This is a genomic window from Paenibacillus sacheonensis (genome assembly GCF_009909195.1).
GTDB classification, from domain to species: Bacteria; Bacillota; Bacilli; order Paenibacillales; family Paenibacillaceae; genus Paenibacillus_Z; species Paenibacillus_Z sacheonensis.
Genome location: NZ_JAAAMU010000010.1, coordinates 1 through 17,608, shown reverse-complemented (window position 1 = coordinate 17,608; position 17,608 = coordinate 1). Strand labels below are relative to the sequence as shown.

The 17,608-nt window shown below is 59.0% G+C and carries 11 protein-coding genes and 1 tRNA gene; 4 read left to right on the top strand and 8 right to left on the bottom strand.

The genetic code is table 11. The features are described from left to right. Positions 1-38: 38 nt before the first annotated feature. Together GT003_RS18765 and GT003_RS18760 are read right to left on the bottom strand one after the other, a co-directional pair. The gene (locus GT003_RS18765) at positions 39-5,888 is read right to left on the bottom strand and encodes a sugar-binding protein (protein WP_161700630.1); all 5,850 of its coding nucleotides are present in this window, start codon (positions 5,886-5,888) and stop codon (positions 39-41) included. Between the two features lie 119 nt (positions 5,889-6,007). Further along, the gene (locus GT003_RS18760) at positions 6,008-7,459 is read right to left on the bottom strand and encodes an ABC transporter substrate-binding protein (RefSeq protein ID WP_161700628.1); all 1,452 of its coding nucleotides are present in this window, start codon (positions 7,457-7,459) and stop codon (positions 6,008-6,010) included. A 65-nt stretch (positions 7,460-7,524) separates the two neighbouring features. Here GT003_RS18760 and GT003_RS18755 point away from each other — a divergent pair, with 65 nt between their 5' ends. Both GT003_RS18755 and GT003_RS18750 read left to right on the top strand, forming a co-directional pair. Beyond that, positions 7,525-9,369: a cache domain-containing sensor histidine kinase gene (locus GT003_RS18755; protein ID WP_161700626.1), complete on the top strand. Its 1,845-nt coding sequence runs from the start codon at positions 7,525-7,527 to the stop codon at positions 9,367-9,369. Continuing rightward, the gene (locus GT003_RS18750) at positions 9,341-10,966 is read left to right on the top strand and encodes a response regulator (protein WP_161700624.1); all 1,626 of its coding nucleotides are present in this window, start codon (positions 9,341-9,343) and stop codon (positions 10,964-10,966) included. The genes GT003_RS18755 and GT003_RS18750 overlap by 29 nt, the downstream gene beginning before the upstream one ends. Positions 10,967-11,011: 45 nt before the next feature. Here GT003_RS18750 and GT003_RS18745 read toward each other — a convergent pair. From GT003_RS18745 to GT003_RS18730, 4 genes are all read right to left on the bottom strand, one after another. Then, positions 11,012-11,098: transfer RNA gene (locus GT003_RS18745), tRNA-Leu, on the bottom strand. A gap of 179 nt (positions 11,099-11,277) precedes the next feature. Further along, the gene (locus GT003_RS18740; RefSeq protein WP_161700622.1) at positions 11,278-11,487 is read right to left on the bottom strand and encodes a hypothetical protein; all 210 of its coding nucleotides are present in this window, start codon (positions 11,485-11,487) and stop codon (positions 11,278-11,280) included. A gap of 78 nt (positions 11,488-11,565) precedes the next feature. After that, on the bottom strand, positions 11,566-11,886 hold the full coding sequence (locus GT003_RS18735) for a hypothetical protein (RefSeq protein ID WP_161700620.1): 321 nt from the start codon (positions 11,884-11,886) through the stop codon (positions 11,566-11,568). A 79-nt stretch (positions 11,887-11,965) separates the two neighbouring features. Continuing rightward, complete coding sequence (locus GT003_RS18730) at positions 11,966-12,538, bottom strand: xanthine phosphoribosyltransferase (RefSeq protein ID WP_161700618.1); 573 nt, start codon at positions 12,536-12,538, stop codon at positions 11,966-11,968. Positions 12,539-12,722: 184 nt separating this feature from the next. Here GT003_RS18730 and GT003_RS18725 point away from each other — a divergent pair, with 184 nt between their 5' ends. Further along, complete coding sequence (locus GT003_RS18725; protein ID WP_161700616.1) at positions 12,723-13,445, top strand: hypothetical protein; 723 nt, start codon at positions 12,723-12,725, stop codon at positions 13,443-13,445. Here GT003_RS18725 and GT003_RS18720 read toward each other — a convergent pair. Next, positions 13,425-14,711 (bottom strand): ArsB/NhaD family transporter, encoded by a 1,287-nt coding sequence (locus tag GT003_RS18720; protein ID WP_161700613.1) that lies wholly within the window; start codon positions 14,709-14,711, stop codon positions 13,425-13,427. The two genes, GT003_RS18725 and GT003_RS18720, sit on opposite strands and share 21 nt — an antisense overlap. 182 nt (positions 14,712-14,893) lie before the next feature. On the opposite strand from GT003_RS18720, the gene GT003_RS18715 reads away from it, so the two are divergent. Continuing rightward, complete coding sequence (locus tag GT003_RS18715) at positions 14,894-15,913, top strand: YkvI family membrane protein (RefSeq protein ID WP_239565627.1); 1,020 nt, start codon at positions 14,894-14,896, stop codon at positions 15,911-15,913. A 297-nt stretch (positions 15,914-16,210) separates the two neighbouring features. Here GT003_RS18715 and GT003_RS18710 read toward each other — a convergent pair. Continuing rightward, positions 16,211-17,608, bottom strand: a 1,398-nt coding sequence (locus GT003_RS18710; protein WP_161700609.1) for an ATP-binding protein, incomplete at its 5' end; no start/stop codon positions are given.

The following is a 17,608-nucleotide window of genomic DNA, read 5'->3' as shown; positions in this document are numbered from 1 at the left end:
CAATCCCTCCGATAACGGGACCGCCCCTTTGGCCTGCCTTATTGGAAATATGCTGCCAGCGCAGCGAAATCCGCCGTATCGATGATGCCGTCGCCGTTCATGTCGGCGTCTCGATAGGTATCATCCCAGCCGGCATCCGTTAAGGTTTTGCCGTAATAGCCGGCTGCGATTCCGAGATCGCCGGCGCTGAACTTGCCGTCCGCGTTCAAATCGCCGGTCTGGATGACCGATTGCGCGAACGCTTGGACGGCTGCTTGCAGCGTCAAGATGGCTTGATCCGCTTGCGCTTGCGTTACGGCGGCATCGTTCGCGGATGCCTGGGCGGCAGCGACCGCCGCTTGCAGAATCGCCTTGGAACCCGTTCGGTGCTGCCCTGCATGCGTGCCCTCCACGGCGGCGTTCAGCGCAGCCTGCGCCTGCGCGATCGCCTCTGACAAGGCCGACTTGTCGACGATCACGATCCGGACGCTATGCGCGGCATCTTCCAGCCGCGTTTCCTCGCCGCCGGCTGTGGAGACGATGTTGTTCGTGACTGAAAACGCCGAGGAGACTGCAGCGTCCGGTGTTTTCGCCTTGAACGTGAATTGAAGGATATCCCCATCCTCGCTCACGGCATTCGCGGTGCCTGCGGCAGCCAAAATGACATGCACCGTTCCCGGAACGGCCGACTGTCCGGCAATGGAGAACCCGTTCTTCGATTCGCTCGCGGACACGAAATCGAACATGGCTGGGTTGTATTGAAGCTTCAGGTCCTCCGCCGCGATGCTGCCCTGCAGATCGGACACCCCATAGTTCAGCACGTAAGTCTGGCCGGCCGTTACCGAAGGCGCTCCCGTCAAGACCGCGGCAGCGGAGATCGGACCTTCCGCCGGAGCCGAATCGGCGGCGTACGTGAACGCGACCTTGTTGATCGTGCTCGTCCAGTTGTCGCACGCCGGATCGCCGTAAGGGAAGACGATCTTCAGGTAGCGGATGCCGCTCGGCAGACCTTCTCCCGTCAAGCCGATCGTGTCGTAGCCCGACGCATTGCTGAGGATCTGCGAGTGTACGGGCAGTTCGGAGAAGCTCTGTCCGTCCGTGGAACCGTATACCGTGAATTGGACTGTCTTCGGCAGACTCGTCCAATTCGTCGCGTTGATGTCGAACGACCGGACATCGCCGTTCGGCGACTTGTAGATGACGTATTCCGGTTCCAGGCTGTCGTCGTTCGAGTGAATGATCCGGTCCCCGTCGCCGGCATACTTCTCCAGCTGCCCGCCGAACGCATTGACGATATGGCCCGACTTGCCGATCAGCTTGGACAAGTCGGCCGCTTCGTCCGTGAAGGTCGCGACCTCGCCTTCATCCGGCGGCGTCGTAGCGCCATAGTACTTGAAATCGACGTTCATCAGCTGCTCTTTCCAATTCTCCAAGCCGGGAAATTCGATCTTCAGGTACTTGGTCCCCGCGGGCAGTCCGCTGGCCGCGTTGCTGAATACCGCATACCCGTTCGCTCCGCCCGTCAGCTTGGAAGCCGCCGTGATCGTGGTGAAATTCACGCCGTCCGACGAGCCGTAGAAGGCGAATTGCGGCGTGCCCGAGAACAGCCCCGTCGTGATGTCGAAGGAATAGATATCTCCTTCCGGCGAACGGTACGCGACATATTCCGGCGCCGTCGGATTATCGATGTTGTGCGCGATTCGGGTGGCATCGTTCGCGAAGTTTTCCGGGTGGCCGGAAGCGTTGACGATTAGCGCCGATTTGGCGTACAGCTTGCTCAGGTCCGCGTTGTTATCCGAGAACAAGGCGAGTCCGTCGGGATCCGGCGTATTCTCATCCGGCAGCGCGAGACTCAGGTTATGGTTCAACAGGTTTCCGAAGCCGGAAGTGTCCCGCCAGTTATCGCCGGTTCCGTTCCACAAGACCTGGCTTTCGCGGTTGCCGGCATTGCCGCCGTCGTCGTCGTTGTTGCCGACATCGAAGCCGAGCGTGATATCGCGGGCCGGATCGATGTTGAGGGATGCCCACGGAATAGCCAGCTCGACCGTGTAACCGCCGGAAATGTCCTTCTGCGCATATTGCACGTTCGCCAAATTGCCGATCATGGACAGCTGCGTGTCATGCCAGCCGAGCGTCAACTGATGGTCGAACGCGTCGTATGCGGCGCCTTGATTATGGTCGGCGTCGAGGTACACCTCCACCGAGTCGTCCTGGTAGGTTTGGGCGCCGGCCGTATCGTTGCGCAGATCGGCATCCAGCACTTCAATCCCGACGTACAAATTCTGCGTATCGCCGAGCGTTCCGAAGCTCACGCCGTTATTGGACGTGCCGGTAATCGCCTTGGCGACGCTGTTGTTCAGCGACCAGGACGGCTCGTTGAGCGCCCCGTCGACCGTCAGCGCGCCGGAAGGCTCCACGGCGGCAGCCGCGTGCTTGCCGTCGTTCAAGTACAGGCTGCCGAATGCGGCCGTGCTCCGCCAATTATCCGCGTTGCCGCGCCACATCAGCTGGCTTTGACGCAAGCCGCCGTTGCCGCCGTCGTCGTCGTTATAGGCCGCATCGAAGCCGATCACCGCATTGTTCGCAGGGGGTTGAATGCCGATTCCGCTCCACGGAATAGCCATTTCGACCGTGAAGCCGCCGTCGATATCCTTTTGCGCGAAAGTGATCCCCGCGATATCTCCGCCTACCGACAATTGTTCATCATGCCAGCCGAGCGTAATCTGATGATCGTCCGTGCCGAATACGGAGCCGCGCGCATTGTCCCCGTCCAGATAGAGTTCGATCGAATCGTCCTGATAGGTCAGGGCTCCCGCCGTATCGTTGACTAGATTGGCGTCCAGCACCTTCATCGCGACGAACAGCTTGTCGTCGTTCCACATGGAGCCGAACGTGACGTTGTTGTCGGATGCGCCGGTAATCATCTTCTCCACGCGGTTGTTGACCGCCCAGCCCGGTTCGGACAGCTCCCCGTCGATCGTCGGCTCGGCCGCAGCCCGGTCCGAGACCGCGACGCCCGGCGCCAGCGATCCGTCTTCGACGGGATCGGCGGTCACGATGACGCTGGCCTGCGATTCGTTGCCTGCCGGATCCTTCGCCGTGACCGTAATCGCGTTCTCGCCCTTGGTCACGCGGACCACGGCGGTAAACGTTCGGTCGGGCTTCAGCGCCGCCGGCGTTCCGCCCACGTCGATCGCGGCATCCTCGTTCACGCTGCCGTTCAGCACATAGCTGGTGCCCGAGGTCGAGCCTTCGGAAGGCACGGTCAGCACCGGCGGATTCGGATCGTAGACGACCCGCACCGACGCGGGAACGGCGGTTTGGTTCAACAGGTTGGACGCCGTGACGGCGATCGCATTCTCGCCTTGGTTCAAGTGCAAGACCGTGCTGAAATCAAGCGAAACCGAGCCGCCGCCGTCCTCGCCCCCGTCCGAACCCCCATCCGGGCTGCCGGTCGAAACGATCTTCAAGTCGTCGATATACGGATCGTAATAAGCCGTATGATTGCTCTCGAAGCCGACAGCCTTGACGCTGCTCCATTGCACGGGCAGCGAGCTTGCCTCGCCCGTCGCCGCATTGAAGCGCGGAGCCGCGTCGAAATCGGACAAAGGAATGGTCACCTGCGTCCACTTCGCGCCGTAATCCGCGGCGGCGATATAGCTCGAGAGCGGCAGCCTCGCCTCGACGGCCGTTCCGCCGTTATCCGATATCAGCACGGCGGAGAAGCTGTCCACTTTACTCTTCGTGTACGCCTGGAATTGAAGTGCCGCGGTGTCCTTGACGGCGGCATAATCTTCCGCTGCCGCTTGATTCGCCGCATTAAGGAAATTGAAACCGGCGCGGGCAAAGCCGGCCGTTAATTTCAGCCGGAGCGAGCGCTCCCCTTCGGCGGGCGCGAATACCGACCGGCTGTCCCACACGACCTGCGCGTTCGTCGTAAACCCGCCCTGCGCGCCCGTCAAACCCGCTCCCGACGATACGTAGTTATCGTTCAGGATCTGCCGGATGACGTCGCCAGCCTGACCGCCGCCTTCATCCGGCGTTCCCACTTGGATCGTCTCCTGCTTGACCGTTTCTCCTCCGGCCGTCTGCTTCACGGTCACCGCCGCGCTGCCGTTGGTCCGGCCAGAGACGGCGTATTCGCCCTCCTTGACGTACTGCAGTCCGCTCTGGTCCAAGGTCAGTCCCAGGTAGGCCGGATCGTACCTGACGAACAACGTCGCGGGCTCGCCTTCATTGCCCGCGCCGTCCTTCGCCGCGGCCGTGATCGTGTTATCCCCGGGCTGAAGCACGACGGTCGTGCTGAAGCTGTTATCGCCCGCGACAGGTACGGCTTGTCCGTTGATCAGAAGCGTGCCCGCCTCGTCCAAATGCCCGGAAACCGTGAACTGCGAATCTCTCACGGCATACGCAGCATCCTTAACGGACGTGCTGCCGGAGTGATCGAATACGATATGCGGAGGCGCCGCATCCACGTCGGAAGTGACGATGACGGACACGCTCCTGGCCGGCAGCACGACCGCGGAAGCCTTGCCGCCCTGGATGTTGCGGGAAGCCGCCAGCTGCATATCTTGGCCCTTTACGACGTCGCCGGTCAACTGGTACACGTTGGCCGTCGAGCCCGTCAGGCCGTTCACGTTCACGGTTTTCGCGGCGTTCGTCGGATTCACCAGCAGCGCGGTCGTTTGGCTGCCGTTCACGAACGCGACCGCGTCCATCCAGACCGCGTCCGTCGTCGTCAAGCCCGACGCCGGATCGGCGCTGACCCGTCTGACGGTCGAGCCGACCGGAACGTTGTTGAACAACTTGCCAAGCACGTAGAAAGCTTTGGATTTGGTCACGGTATAGCCGTCGCCGTCGAGAAGTACCTCGCCCACGTCGGTCGGATGCCTCCCGTTCGCCCAGCCCAGCCACCAGAACCAGTAATTGTCCTTGATGAGCGCCATATCCCCCGCCAGACGCTGAGCGGCGTTGATCGCCATGTCCATCTCCGAGACGCCGGCGATGAGCGTGCTGTATTCGGTTTGCCACAGGTCTTTGTCCGGCACCTGATCGAGCGCGGCACGGTAATTCGTGTACACCTCGTTATTGTCGAAGCCCTTGGCGAAATAACTATGCGACGCCAGTCCTCCGATCGCCGCGTTCAACGCCGGATCGGCGCGAAGCGCGGAGAAGTCTTCCCCCAGAAGCAGCTCGTTCTCGTGATACGCGGCGCCCTCCGGACCGAGGATTTGCACGCCGGTCAATCCGGCTTCGTCGAGCTTGGAACGAAGCAGCTTGGCGACGCGCCGGTATTGCGCGCCGTTGTCTCCGCCCCAATAACACCATTCGCTGACGATTTGTGACAACGGCTCGTTCTGGAAGCTGAGTACCTTGGGCACGCTCGCGCCATGAGCCGCGAGCCATTGAATCGATTTGACGAGGTAATCCGCGTAAGCGGCTTCCTTGTCGGTGCGGAGCCTCACGTGCTCCGAGCCCGTCCATCCGTTTACGGTCGGCAGCGTCTTCATCCCGACCGGCGGGGACCAGACCGATATCATGTAGTCGTGCATCCCTCTCGTTTCGCCGGCATTGATGATCTCGTATATTTCCTGCATTTTGCCTTCGATCAGATTGCCGTCCCCGTCTCCGGTCACAGCCGGAATCATGACCCGGAACATGGTCGCGCCCAGGTCCTCGAACAGCGCTTGCTGCGCCCCCGTCTTATCGGTAAAATTCCGGTTCCAGTCGGCGCGGTTCCAAGACGGGAATATCCCCCAGCCCTTCACCGTTTGCTGGTCGACTCCCGAAACGGAGACGTCGTACACCGGCGCAGCCTCCGCTCCCGCCGGTTTGACGGGCAGGCAGTAAAGCGCGATCAGGACTGAAAGCATGAAGCAGAACATTCTTCGCAACGACAACGATCCCATTAACCAATCTCCTCCTCTGCTTGTTCACCTCCAATGGTATACGCTTACATTCGTAAGCTACATCAAATTATCTACGACGAACTTCAATTTTCTATCGAGTTTCTAGGATTCGCCTCGAATTAATCCGAATTTTGCTTCACCGATCGCAGCGGATGCCTCGGATCGAAAGCCGGGTATACGTAATCGTTCAGGTTAACGACCGGATTCTGGTAGACGGCATCGTGCAGCGAGCGGTTATACTGCGCCGACAGCTCCGTCAGGACTTCCTTCGGATCGCGAAGCCCCTGCAGGATATCGCGGTACGCCTTCATCCGCGCGGCATCTCCGAGGTTGCTCGGCGTGAACTGCGCCTGCTCGTTTTTCAAGATGAATTTGGGCTCCTGCGGATAAATCGACTCCTCTTCCGTCGGCAAGAATTGCCGCATGCTGGGCAGCTCCGGCCGATAGCGCTCGTCGTTCGCCACGTCCGCGCGCGCGGGGATGAGATCGCTTTGCTTGTACAGTTCCCCGAGATAGCCGCTCGACAGCAGATACTTCCACAGCTCGACCGCCGCCCCCTTATGCGCCGTATACGCATTGACGGCATAGGGCGGCTCGGGTTCGATCATCAGCGCGCCTTTTCCCTTGTCGGCCGCTTCGAAAAGCGGAGGCATCGCGATTCCCCATTCGAACGCCCCCGGCCGCATGCGCTCGAGCGCCGCGATGTCGCGGCTCGAGACGATCATCATCCCGATATTCCCCTCCGCGAATTGCGTCAGCGCCGTATCGGTCTTCAGCGACATCTCGCCGGGAAACAGCCCGCCCTCCCGCTTCATGTCGAGCATCGTTCGAAACCAGGGCAAATAGACGGAAAAGTCGTACTTCCCTTTGGCGTAATCGTAATAATAGGCGCCGCTGTACGTGCCCGCCATCTCGAGCGGCTGCTGAAATCCGGCCTCGTCCTCGCTTGCCGGCAGCGCGAAGCCGTATTTGCGATAGCCGGTGCCCGCCTTGGATATCCCGACGGCGCAGCGCTTCAATTCCGCCAGCGCCGCCGGCGGCTTGTCCGGATCGCAGCCGGCGCCCGCCAGCAAATTCCGATTATAGATGAGCCTCACCGTCAGCATTGCGGAGGGGATCGCATAGTAGTGATCGTTTAGCTTCGTATAGCCGGCCGCCCATCCGGGGAACGCCCCGCGCACGTCATCCGGCGCCGCTTCCGACAAATCCAGCAGCCAGTTTTTGTAGATGAAGCTGGCGAGCCAACCCGTTCCGATCTGAAAGACGTCCGGTCCTTCGCCCGAGGTCATGAGCATGTTCAGCGACTCGTCGTACGTGTCGCGCGGCAGGCTCAGCAGCTTCGCCTGCGAATCGGGATGATCGGCGTTAAACGCTTCGATCAAACGTTCGACATCCTTCGTTCGCGCGGAGTCCTGCATGGCGAGCGTGATCGGTTCTATCGCTTCGGACGCGCTCTCCTTCTCGGGAACCGCGGCATCGGGATGACCCGGACCGGCGCAGCCCGAAAGGGCGATGACGGCCGCAATGGCAAGCATTATTCCCGCTTTACACAAATCGACGCTTTTCATCATTTTCCACTCCCCTTATAATGATGTGTAACCGTTCTCAACAGTCCGTGGAAAGGAGCCGCGTCCCCATGCTCACGCTCCGCAAATTATCCGGCTTGCTTACGTTCAACCGGGTAAGCCTGAAATACCGATTGCTGCTGTATTTTCTGCTGCTCGTGATTTTGCCGACGTCGATCATCTCCGTAACCGTTTACAACGAATCTTACCAAACCATCACCCAGAACATGAATGCCTCGGTGCAAAAAAACTTGGCCATGATGGAAACGGTGCTGGTCAAGAAGTTCGATGAAATGAACGGCGTCGCCAATTCGATCTACCTCAACCCGGATATGCTGGACATGCTGTCCGCCGACCGTCCCTCCGACCAGGTCGGGTTCGTCAACGAGCTGGCGAGCTTCAACAAGATACTCGACATCTATGCGCAGCCCGAAGGACCCGCCAAACCGTTCATGCCCAAGCTGTACATGCTGGACCGGCCCGAATACGTGCAATATAATTTCTCGCGCAACGTGTCCACGATCAGCGAAATCGAGAAAGAGACGTGGTACGCCGCCCTGCCGCCGAAGGCCCGTTACTCCATCGTCGGCCTGCAGGCGGAAACCTCCGCCGGTGGCGCCTCGTATACGATCAAGCTCGCCAAACGGCTGTTCGGCTTGAAAAACATGACGATCCCTTACGTTGGCCTGCTGACGATCGATGCCGATATTAACGATTTCAACAGTATGCTGGTGCAGCTCAAGCCTTCCGCCAACAGCTCGATCTTCATCGTCGACAGCCGCGCCGACGTGATCGTCAGTCCCGATATGGGCCTGCTCGGCACCAACCTGGGGAAAGAAACTTATATTTCCAAACTAATTAACGAGCCGGATGCCGCCGGCTCGTTCGATGAACGCATCGGCGGACAGTCCGAGCTCATCTCGTTCCGCAGGATCGCTTCGCTCGATTGGACCGTCGTCTCCGTGTCCCCGCTCAGCGACCTGAACGGCAAGCTCGTCTCGTTCCGGCGGGCCATGTACGTCGTGCTGGCGCTATGCATGGTGCTCGCTTTCGCCATCGCCCTGCTGCTCTCGAACAACATCACGAAGCCGATACGCAAATTCATCAAGACGATGTCCTATGCCCAGGAAGGCAATTTCGACATTCAGGTCCAATACCGCCGCAAGGACGAATTCACCTATTTGTTCAGCCAGTACAATACGATGATAATGCAGATCAAAGAGTTGATCAATAAGCTGTACGTCAGCGAAGTCAAGAAGAAGGAAGCGGAGCTCAAGGCGCTTCAATCGCAAATCAATCCGCATTTTCTCTATAACACGCTCGATTCCATCAACTGGATCGCGCTTCGCCACGAGGTGCCCGACATCAGCCACATGGTCACGAGCTTGTCGGACTTCTTCCGCTACAGCCTCAGCAAAGGCCGGAGCATCATCCCGATCGAAGACGAGCTGAGGCAGGTCGAGAGCTACCTGTCGATCCATAAGTTCCGGTTCAAAGACAAGCTGGATTACGCGCTCCGGATCGAGCCGGAAGTATACGGCCACTTGACGGTCAAGCTGGTCCTGCAGCCGCTCGTCGAGAATTCGATCGTGCACGGCATCGAGAAAAGGCACGGCAAAGGCTATGTCGAGATCTGCGCCCGCCGAATCGGAGACCGAATCGAAATCGAGATCGCCGACAACGGCGGCGGCGGCGATGCCGACGCCCTCAACGCCATGCTCGCCGGCGAAGGCGGAGCGAACGACTCGTTCGGCACGATCAACGTCGACCAGCGGCTCAAGCAGGTGTTCGGCGAAAAAGCCGGCATCCGGTACGGCAAACGGGATGGGCCCGGAATGCTCGTCACGGTCACGATGCCCGCCGTAACAACCTGGGAGGAGAATGAAGATGCTCAAGATGATCATCGCCGACGATGAATATAACGTGCGGGAAGGACTCAAGGAGGTCGTCCGCTGGGAGGAGCTCGGAATCGAAGTGGTCGGGGATGCGGCGGACGGTCTGGAAACGTTCGAACTGTGCAGTCGGCTTAGGCCCGATATACTGCTGACGGACATTCGCATGCCGATGATGGACGGCCTCGAGGCCGCGCTGAAGCTGAAGGAATCCGGCAATCCCGTCCGGGTCATCATCATCAGCGGCGCCGAAGATTTCAATTATGCCAAAACGGCGCTCAGCTTGAACGCGGACGGCTACATATTAAAGCCCGTCAAAATACCCGAGCTGCAGCAAATCGTCCGCAAGGTCGTCGCCTCCATCTCCTTGGAGCGCAGCCGAGAGACGCGGACGGAACAGCTGCAGCGGCAGATCCACGAGAACATGCCGCTGCTGCGCGAGAAGTTTCTGTCCCAAGTGGCCTTGGGCATGCATGCGAATGAAGAAGACGTCCGGCACAAGCTGGCCGAGTATGGCATGCCCGCCTCGAACGAAGACCTATGGACGGCGGCCGTCCTTCAAATCGACGAGTACGAGAAGGCCATCGAACGTTACAGCGATACCCGCAAGCAGCTGCTCGGCTTTTCCGTGAATAACATCTTGGACGAAATCGTCTCCCGAGGCGGCAGCGGCGGCGTCTTCAGCATGAACGAGAACGAGCATGTCATTCTGTTCATACAGACGAAATCTCGGCAGCAAACCAGCCCCGAAGAACTGGCCAGAGAGATGACAGACAGCATTCGATCGTACCTGAAGCTCTCCGCATCCGTCGGCATCGGGAACCCGGTAAGGCAGGCAATCGAACTCAACGGCTCTTATCAAGAAGCTCTCGCGGCGCTCAAATATAAATTTTACACCGGTAAAGGCTCGGTGCTGTCCATCGGAGACTTCCAAGCCGACGCGCATCCGCTGGAATTCCCGAAGCTGTTCGATGCCGAGACGAAGCTGATCAACTTCATGAAGCTCGGCAGCAAAGAGGAAGCCGCGGACACCGTCAACGCGATCTTCGAGGCGCTGTGCGACAACCGCCATTTACCGATCGGCTATATGCAGAGCATCTGCGTCGAGCTGATTCATATGGCCGACAAGGCAATCGGAGAGATGGACGAAAATATTCGGGACATCGTCCCCGGTTACGCCTCCGCATTCGTCGACGTCTACGACAAACGCGAAGCCGCGGAGCTTCGGGAGGCGATGCTCGAGCTGTTCGGCGGACTTGCCGATTATTTCGTCCACAGGCACAGCCCCAAGAACAACCGGATCATCCAGCAAATCAAAACGATCATCTCGCAGTCCTACATGGACAATATTACCGTTGCGCGGCTGTCGGAGCAGGTGTATCTGTCTCCGAATTACATCAGCCTCATCTTCAAGCAAGAGACCGGCGAAAGCATTACCGAGTACGTGACCAAAGTGCGGATGGAAGCCGCGAAGGAGCTGCTGAAGTCGCAGGATTTGAAAATTCTGGAGGTCGCGGAGATGGTGGGCTACGAGAACGCCACTTATTTCAGCACCGTATTCAAGAAGTTTACCGGCATGCATCCGCAAAAATATCGGGGCTTGTTTCAAGCCCATGGATAAACAAGAAAAACCCTTCCGGATGGAAGGGTTTGTTTGTTGTAAAGTTGGTGCGGTCGAGAGGACTCGAACCTCCACGGCTGTTACACCACTAGAACCTGAATCTAGCGCGTCTGCCAATTCCGCCACGACCGCACATCCGGCAGATGGACCGCGGCATTGCCGCAATCACGTTTCATATCGTATCATTCCACCGCCGCTTCAGTCAAGGAAAGCAGCAAAGTTGAAATTTTCAAATAATATATCGCAGGAAGATTCGGCGACCAAACTGCCTGCTGCTCCCCTGTCCGAATCGCCTTGGCGGCGCTTCTCTCCTATATCTCGCTGCGCGGAGCCGTTACTGGTTCGTAAATGTAACTGCGGCTCAGCTTCACGACCTTGCGGTTTCTCTTGCGGATCACGACGCTCTCCGCATCCCACGCGACGACGATGCCGAGCACGTCGTTGATCTCGATATTGTCCCGCACGACTCGCAGCGCCGTGCCCTCGACCCGGTAGCGGTCCAGTTGTTCCTCCGTAATCATAAGCGGCCTCCTATGCTTAAAGAACCCCAATGCTGCGGATGCGCAGGCATTGAGGTTCCATTTCGCTGCTGTTTAACCTTAGCTCACGTGTTCTTTCGAATCATTGGTTTCGTACCATTCGTCCAACACGCGGGATGACATCACGCGGCTCGTCACGTACTCCGATTGCTTCTCCGTAAACTGCCCTTTCCAGTCGATCTCGAGCTCTTCCGACAGCTTCACGACCGTAAGCAGCTCCGACCAGGCGACATAACGTTTATACCAGAAAAATTGGGGATGTTCGATCATATAAGGATACAAGTCATCAAATTCCGTATGCTTGCAATCGAGCGCACGTTCAAAATGGTTTTTCGCGTCCGACAACTTGGTTAATAAATACTCAGCCGATAGATTTGCCATGAAATTTGTGCCTCCCCCATCTGTACTTATGAACATTATATGTCAAAATAACTTTCCCGAAAAGATACTGATTATGGAACTACTGCTCGAAGCGGATTTGGCCGCCTTCGAGCGAAGCGATCTTGACGAGCGATTCGACCCGGATGCCCTGCTCGCGGATGGTCCGCGCGCCGGCCTGGAACGATTTCTCCACGACGATCCCGAGACCTGCCAGCTTCGCGCCGGAACGCTCGATGATCTTGATCAAGCCTCTTGCGGCGTCGCCGTTCGCGATGATATCGTCGATGAACAGCACCGTATCGTCAGGCGTCAAGAACTGCCGGGACACCATGATATCCGTTACGATCCCTTTCGTAAAGGAAGGCACGCGCTCGGAGTACGAATCGGGATCCGCGATCAGCGTCTTCTTGCGCCGCGCGAATACGAGCGGCACGTTTAGCGCCATCGCGGTCGTGAAAGCGGCCGGAATGCCGGAGGACTCGACGGTAATGACTTTCGTAATGGGCGTCTCGGCATACAGGCGCGCGAATTCCTTGCCCATCTCCAGCGTTAACTGCGGATCGACCTGATGATTCAGCAATGCATCCAGCTTCAGGACGTCTTGATTGATAATCGAAGCTTCGCGCAAGATGCGTTCTTTTAACAGCTCCATTCGCATTCCCTCCACCAAAATCTTTTTCCGTTAAAGGTACCATATGGAAGGGTAACGCGCAACTGACCGACACGAATTACCAATTCAAGCCAATCATTCTGCAACTTTCTTCCGTTCGAAGCGTCTACTTCATATAACAAAGACCTTACAAACCCATTCAGAAGCACCTCAGGAGGTAGGCGTCATGAAGGTTGTCTATGCCAAACATACCATCCATGCTGCGGCTGCCGCATTGCTGGTCTTATCCATAACGGGCTGTCAGCTGAACGCGATCGGGATATCCGATTCGAAGGCCGATAAGGATATGGCGTCCGCCCAACATGCTTCCGGTGGCGGAGACATTTCGGACAGCCCTCAGAAAAGCTACGATACGAAGGACGGCGGCTCCGTCAAGCCGGCGAAAAACCTTGTCGAAGAAGGCGGCAGCTCGGATAGCCCGGATGCCACGACGGAATCCTCCGCAGTCACCGCCCGGAAATCGCCGGCGACGACACTCGAATCCGAAGATGCCTGGAATGAAGAAGCGCCCCGCTTACTCGGCATCGCGCTCGGCGATTCGCATGCGGAAGCCGGCATAAAGCTCGGTAAACCGGCGGACAGCTATCCCATCGCGGACGGCGGCGATCGTCTGACGGTCGAGGAATACGCCGCCTTCTCCGTAGGCTACGACGGCGATCAGCAGGTCGTCTTCGTCGATGTCTTCGATCATCGGGCGGCGACCGGCTTAAGCGGCCTTCGCGTCGGCGACAGCGGAAGCGCAGCCTTGAAGGCGCTCGGCAAGCCGGATACCCATACGTCCAGCGTGCTCGCGTACGAGGCGGACGGCGCGCTGCTGAAGCTCGACCTCGATCCGCAGAACGATCGGATCATCTCGATCAAGCTGTTCTCAACCGATCGTCAGCCATAAAGCGAGCAGCGCGCAGACCAGGATCGGAACCGTCAATACGATTCCGTACTTCATGTATTCCCGCCATGACATCTCGATGCCGCCCTTGCGCAGCAGCTGCAGCCAAAGCAAGGTCGCGAGCGATCCGATCGGCGTGAGCTTGGCGCCTACCGACGTGCCGAGCAGGCTGGCGAACGGCAGGTAATGCGGTCCGCCCGTATCCTGTATCGCCAGGGAGGACACGAGAACCGCCGGCAGATTGTTGACGGCAGCGCTCAGCAGCGAGAACAAGCCGCCGGAGCCGAGTATGCCGAGAAACGCCCCCTGTTCCGTCATGGGTCCAAGCGCCTTCGGGAACCAATCGACGGCGCCATGAAGGTACAAGCCGTATACGATCAGATTCATCGATAACGCGAAGACGACGATGGACCAAGGCGTCCGGCGGATGGTCGCGCGAACGTTCCCCATTCCGACCGCGAAGCTCGCGGCCCACTGCACGGCCGCCCCGCCAAGCGCAATGAACGCGACGGGCAGGCCGATTTTCCCCGACAACAAATAGCCGGCCATCATCATGGCAATAATCAGCCACGACAACTTGAACAGCTTCTTGTTGGAAACGGCCGAAGCCGGTTCGGGAAAGATCCGTGGCGCTTCCTCCCGCTTCTCCCCCAATCGAATGCTGCTGCCGAAGAACAACGCGGTTATCGCGATTGTCGCGACGATCGCGGTCAACCCCGGAAACAGCATCGTCCTCGCGTATTCGCCGAACGTTAAGCCGAAGAAATCCGCAGTCAAAATATTCGTCAGATTGCTCATCATGAGCGGCGCGCTTGCCGTGTCCGCCATCAGGCCGATGCCCAGCAGAAACGCCAGCCTCGTCCTGCGCGGGAGCTGCAGCAGCGCCGTAACCTCCAGCACGATCGGAATCATGATCAGAATCGTGCCGTCATTGTTGAAGAACACCGTAATGCAGGCCGCCAAGGCGCACAGGCCGACCAGCAGCCTCAGCTGCCGATGATAGAATTGCCGGACGATGTGCAGCGCGGCCCAACGGAAAAACCCGTTCGCATCCAAGAGAGAGGTAAATAGCATAATGCCGATCAGAGAAAAGGTGGCATTCCATACGAAATGCCAAATATAAGCCGCGTCGCCGGGCGCAAGCAGGCGCGCCGCGAATAACAGCGCCGCTCCCGCAAGGGCGGTCAGCGCCTCATGCAGCCCTTTCGGCTTCCAAATGATCAACGCCAGCGAAGCAAAGAATACGCCGACGGCTACCAGCATGGCCATAAATCAAGATCAACTGCTTTCGTTATCGGGATAATGGAGATAGGAATGCGTGAAGCAAAATCGAAGGAAACGGAAATCGGATTGCGTTTGTAGTCATGCCTGTCCCCGAATGGACATACCTTTAGCTATAGGCCGTCCACGAAAGGCAGGTATCGATCGAGATGAAACGGATCAGCACAGTCATGCAAATTGCATTTACGTATATGGGCACGGTCGTAGGGGCGGGGTTTGCCACGGGCCAGGAAATTTTGCAGTTCTTTACCCGGTTCGGCTTCATAGGCGCCATGACGATTCTGCTCGCGACGGTCATGTTCGTCTGGCTCGGTTCCAAGATGATGCTGATCTCGAATGACGTGCGGGCCAAGTCGTACGAGGACGTCAATAAGGTGCTGTTCGGCGAGCGGTTCGGACGATGGATCAGCCATTTCATGCAGCTGGTCTTATTCGGCGTCTGCGCGGTCATGCTGGCCGGCGCCGGCGCGATCTTCTCCGAGAACTGGAATCTATCGTATCAATCCGGCCTGTTGATCACGATGGCGGGCTGCTTCCTCCTGCTGCGCAAGGGTATGAGCTCCATTCTAACCGTCAATTCGATCGTCGTTCCGATCATGCTGCTGTTCACGGTGCTCATCATTATCGATACCGTCCAAACGCCGGGATCGGGCCGCTGGATGCTGCTGACGAGCGATTTTTCGCCTGTCGCGGTGTGGGCTTCCCCGTTCCTGTACGCGGCCTTTAATCTGGCCATGGCCCAAGCCGTCCTCGTCCCGCTCGGCGCCGAGATCGGCGACCGCAAAGCGATCGTGTACGGCTCATGGGTGGGCGGCATCGGCATCGGCTTCATGCTCCTTGCCGGCCATATCGCGCTGTCGGTGTACATGCCCGGCATCCAGCAGTTCGCCATTCCCATGGGCGGCATCGCGCGCGAGCTGGGGCACGGCATCCAATGGATCTATATCTTCCTGATCTTCGCCGAAATCTTCACGACGCTGATCGCCGACATCTACGGATTGACGCTGCAGCTGCAGGAACGGCTGAAGCTCTCCCGCACGCTGCTCACGATTCTCACGCTCGGCGCCTGTTATATCGCCAGCCAAATCGGCTTCGGCCCGCTGCTCTCCACGCTCTATCCCATCTTCGGCTTGATTAGCCTGGGCTGGCTGATCCTGCTGATCCGACATCGGCCGCCGATTCGAAAATGAATATACGGAGGGCGGTCGGCACAGCGAGGCTAACTGCGAAGTGAGTATTGGAAAAGCTTCGGAGATGCACTGCGATACGAGCGTTGGCAGAGCTTCGGAGATGCACTGCGATGCGAGCGTTGGCAGAGCTTCGGAGATGAATGAAATGCGAAGCGACCGTCGGCAGCGCCTAGTAGATGCATGCACTTCAAAGCGAGCGCTGGCAGAGCTTCGGAGAAGCATGAACCATGAATGGCTCATTGCGGTTCCTATCCACAATAAACAATAAACGGAATAAAGCGCAGCAGCAAGAAGCCGTTACCGGGCGAGCTCGACAAGCCGAGCGTCCGGAAGCCGCTCCAGCAGGAGATCCCTCATATGGGCATGACAAGTGAAGAAAATAATCTGCCTCTGCTCTGCCAGTTCCTTCAGCACGTCCGCGGCTGCCCGAAGACGGCCGGAGTCGAAATTGACGAACGGGTCGTCAAGGAGCAGCGGAAGCGAATGAACGGCAGCCGCCTCTCTAGCAAGCGCGAAGCGCATGGCCAGATACAACTGCTCGGCCGTGCCCCTGCTTAGAAAACCGCTCTCCACGATGCGCCCGTCCTCGGTCTCGAGCGCAATCGTCCGCTCCCCTTCCGGCATGGAGACCCTTCTATACCGACCTTCGGACAGCCTGGCCATCAGCCGCGAAGCTTCGCGCAGCACGCTGGGCTGCCGCTGTTCTTCCATGATCCGCTTCGTACGCTTAATCATCGTCATGCTGACGGAGAGCACCGCATAGCGTTCGATCAGCTTCTCCAGCGCGGCAATCGTTCCCTCTCGTTCTCCGATTAATCGCTGCCGATCCCCATCGCGCAGCAGCTGTTCCATACGCTGCCTTTGGCGGCCGAGCAGTTCCAGCAGCGCGCTGCGGAGCTGCTCGGCCTCTCTGTGCGCCGACCGTTTCTCGGCGAGCAAGTCGCGGAGCCCGTCTTCATCCAGCTCGGCGTACCAGGCTTCCAATTGCGTCTGATCGCCAGCCGATAAACCGGCGGACAGCTGCGCATTCAACTTGTACATCTCCTGTTCGATATCGAGCAGCCGTTCTGACCGCTGAAGCGCGTTCAGCCAATCCGGTTCATTGTCGGTCTTTCCGGCCGCAAACCAGCGCTGCTGCTGCAATTCCAGCTCCTGCAGCTGCTGCCCCAGACTGTCGGTTTGCACGGCTTGCTCGGCCAGCTTCGCTGACAAGTCTTCCCGTTCGGAGCGAATCGCCTCCTGCTGGACCGCTTCGGCTTGCAGCAGGCGAAGCGCGGTCGCCGCGTCGCCGCGCGCCCGGCGCATGGTCTCCGGGAACGCCCCGCAGAGCGAGTCGGCCGACCGCTCGAAGCGGGCAATGCCCTCCCGAAGCCGCGCGGCCTTGCCGGCTGCGCGCTCGGATGCCTGCATGCGATGCTGCGCTTGTTCGGCAAGCTCGATCGTCTCCATCGCGGCCTCCGGCGACAAAGTCGGCGGCAACTCGCGCGCCGTCAGCCAATCGCGCCACTCGGCCGCGGCGATGTCATACGCTTGCGCCGCTTCGTCTGCCGCGGAGCCGGCGGATTGCGCTTGCGCGCGCAGCCGGGCATGCGCGCGCTTCAGCTCCGCGCGCCGCTCGGCGCTGCTGGCCTGCGCGCGCAGCTCGTCCTGGCGCGCGTCGATCGCGGCGCGCAGCCGCGCGAGCAGCTGCGCCGG

What these genes read in the sequence shown, in the direction of transcription:
- GT003_RS18765 (WP_161700630.1), bottom strand. Translation starts at nt 5,888, where the DNA reads ATGGGATCGTTGTCGTTGCGAAGAATGTTCTGCTTCATGCTTTCAGTC.
- GT003_RS18760 (WP_161700628.1), bottom strand. Translation starts at nt 7,459, where the DNA reads ATGATGAAAAGCGTCGATTTGTGTAAAGCGGGAATAATGCTTGCCATT.
- GT003_RS18755 (WP_161700626.1), top strand. Translation starts at nt 7,525, where the DNA reads ATGCTCACGCTCCGCAAATTATCCGGCTTGCTTACGTTCAACCGGGTA.
- GT003_RS18750 (WP_161700624.1), top strand. Translation starts at nt 9,341, where the DNA reads ATGCTCAAGATGATCATCGCCGACGATGAATATAACGTGCGGGAAGGA.
- GT003_RS18740 (WP_161700622.1), bottom strand. Translation starts at nt 11,487, where the DNA reads ATGATTACGGAGGAACAACTGGACCGCTACCGGGTCGAGGGCACGGCG.
- GT003_RS18735 (WP_161700620.1), bottom strand. Translation starts at nt 11,886, where the DNA reads ATGGCAAATCTATCGGCTGAGTATTTATTAACCAAGTTGTCGGACGCG.
- GT003_RS18730 (WP_161700618.1), bottom strand. Translation starts at nt 12,538, where the DNA reads ATGGAGCTGTTAAAAGAACGCATCTTGCGCGAAGCTTCGATTATCAAT.
- GT003_RS18725 (WP_161700616.1), top strand. Translation starts at nt 12,723, where the DNA reads ATGAAGGTTGTCTATGCCAAACATACCATCCATGCTGCGGCTGCCGCA.
- GT003_RS18720 (WP_161700613.1), bottom strand. Translation starts at nt 14,711, where the DNA reads ATGGCCATGCTGGTAGCCGTCGGCGTATTCTTTGCTTCGCTGGCGTTG.
- GT003_RS18715 (WP_239565627.1), top strand. Translation starts at nt 14,894, where the DNA reads ATGCAAATTGCATTTACGTATATGGGCACGGTCGTAGGGGCGGGGTTT.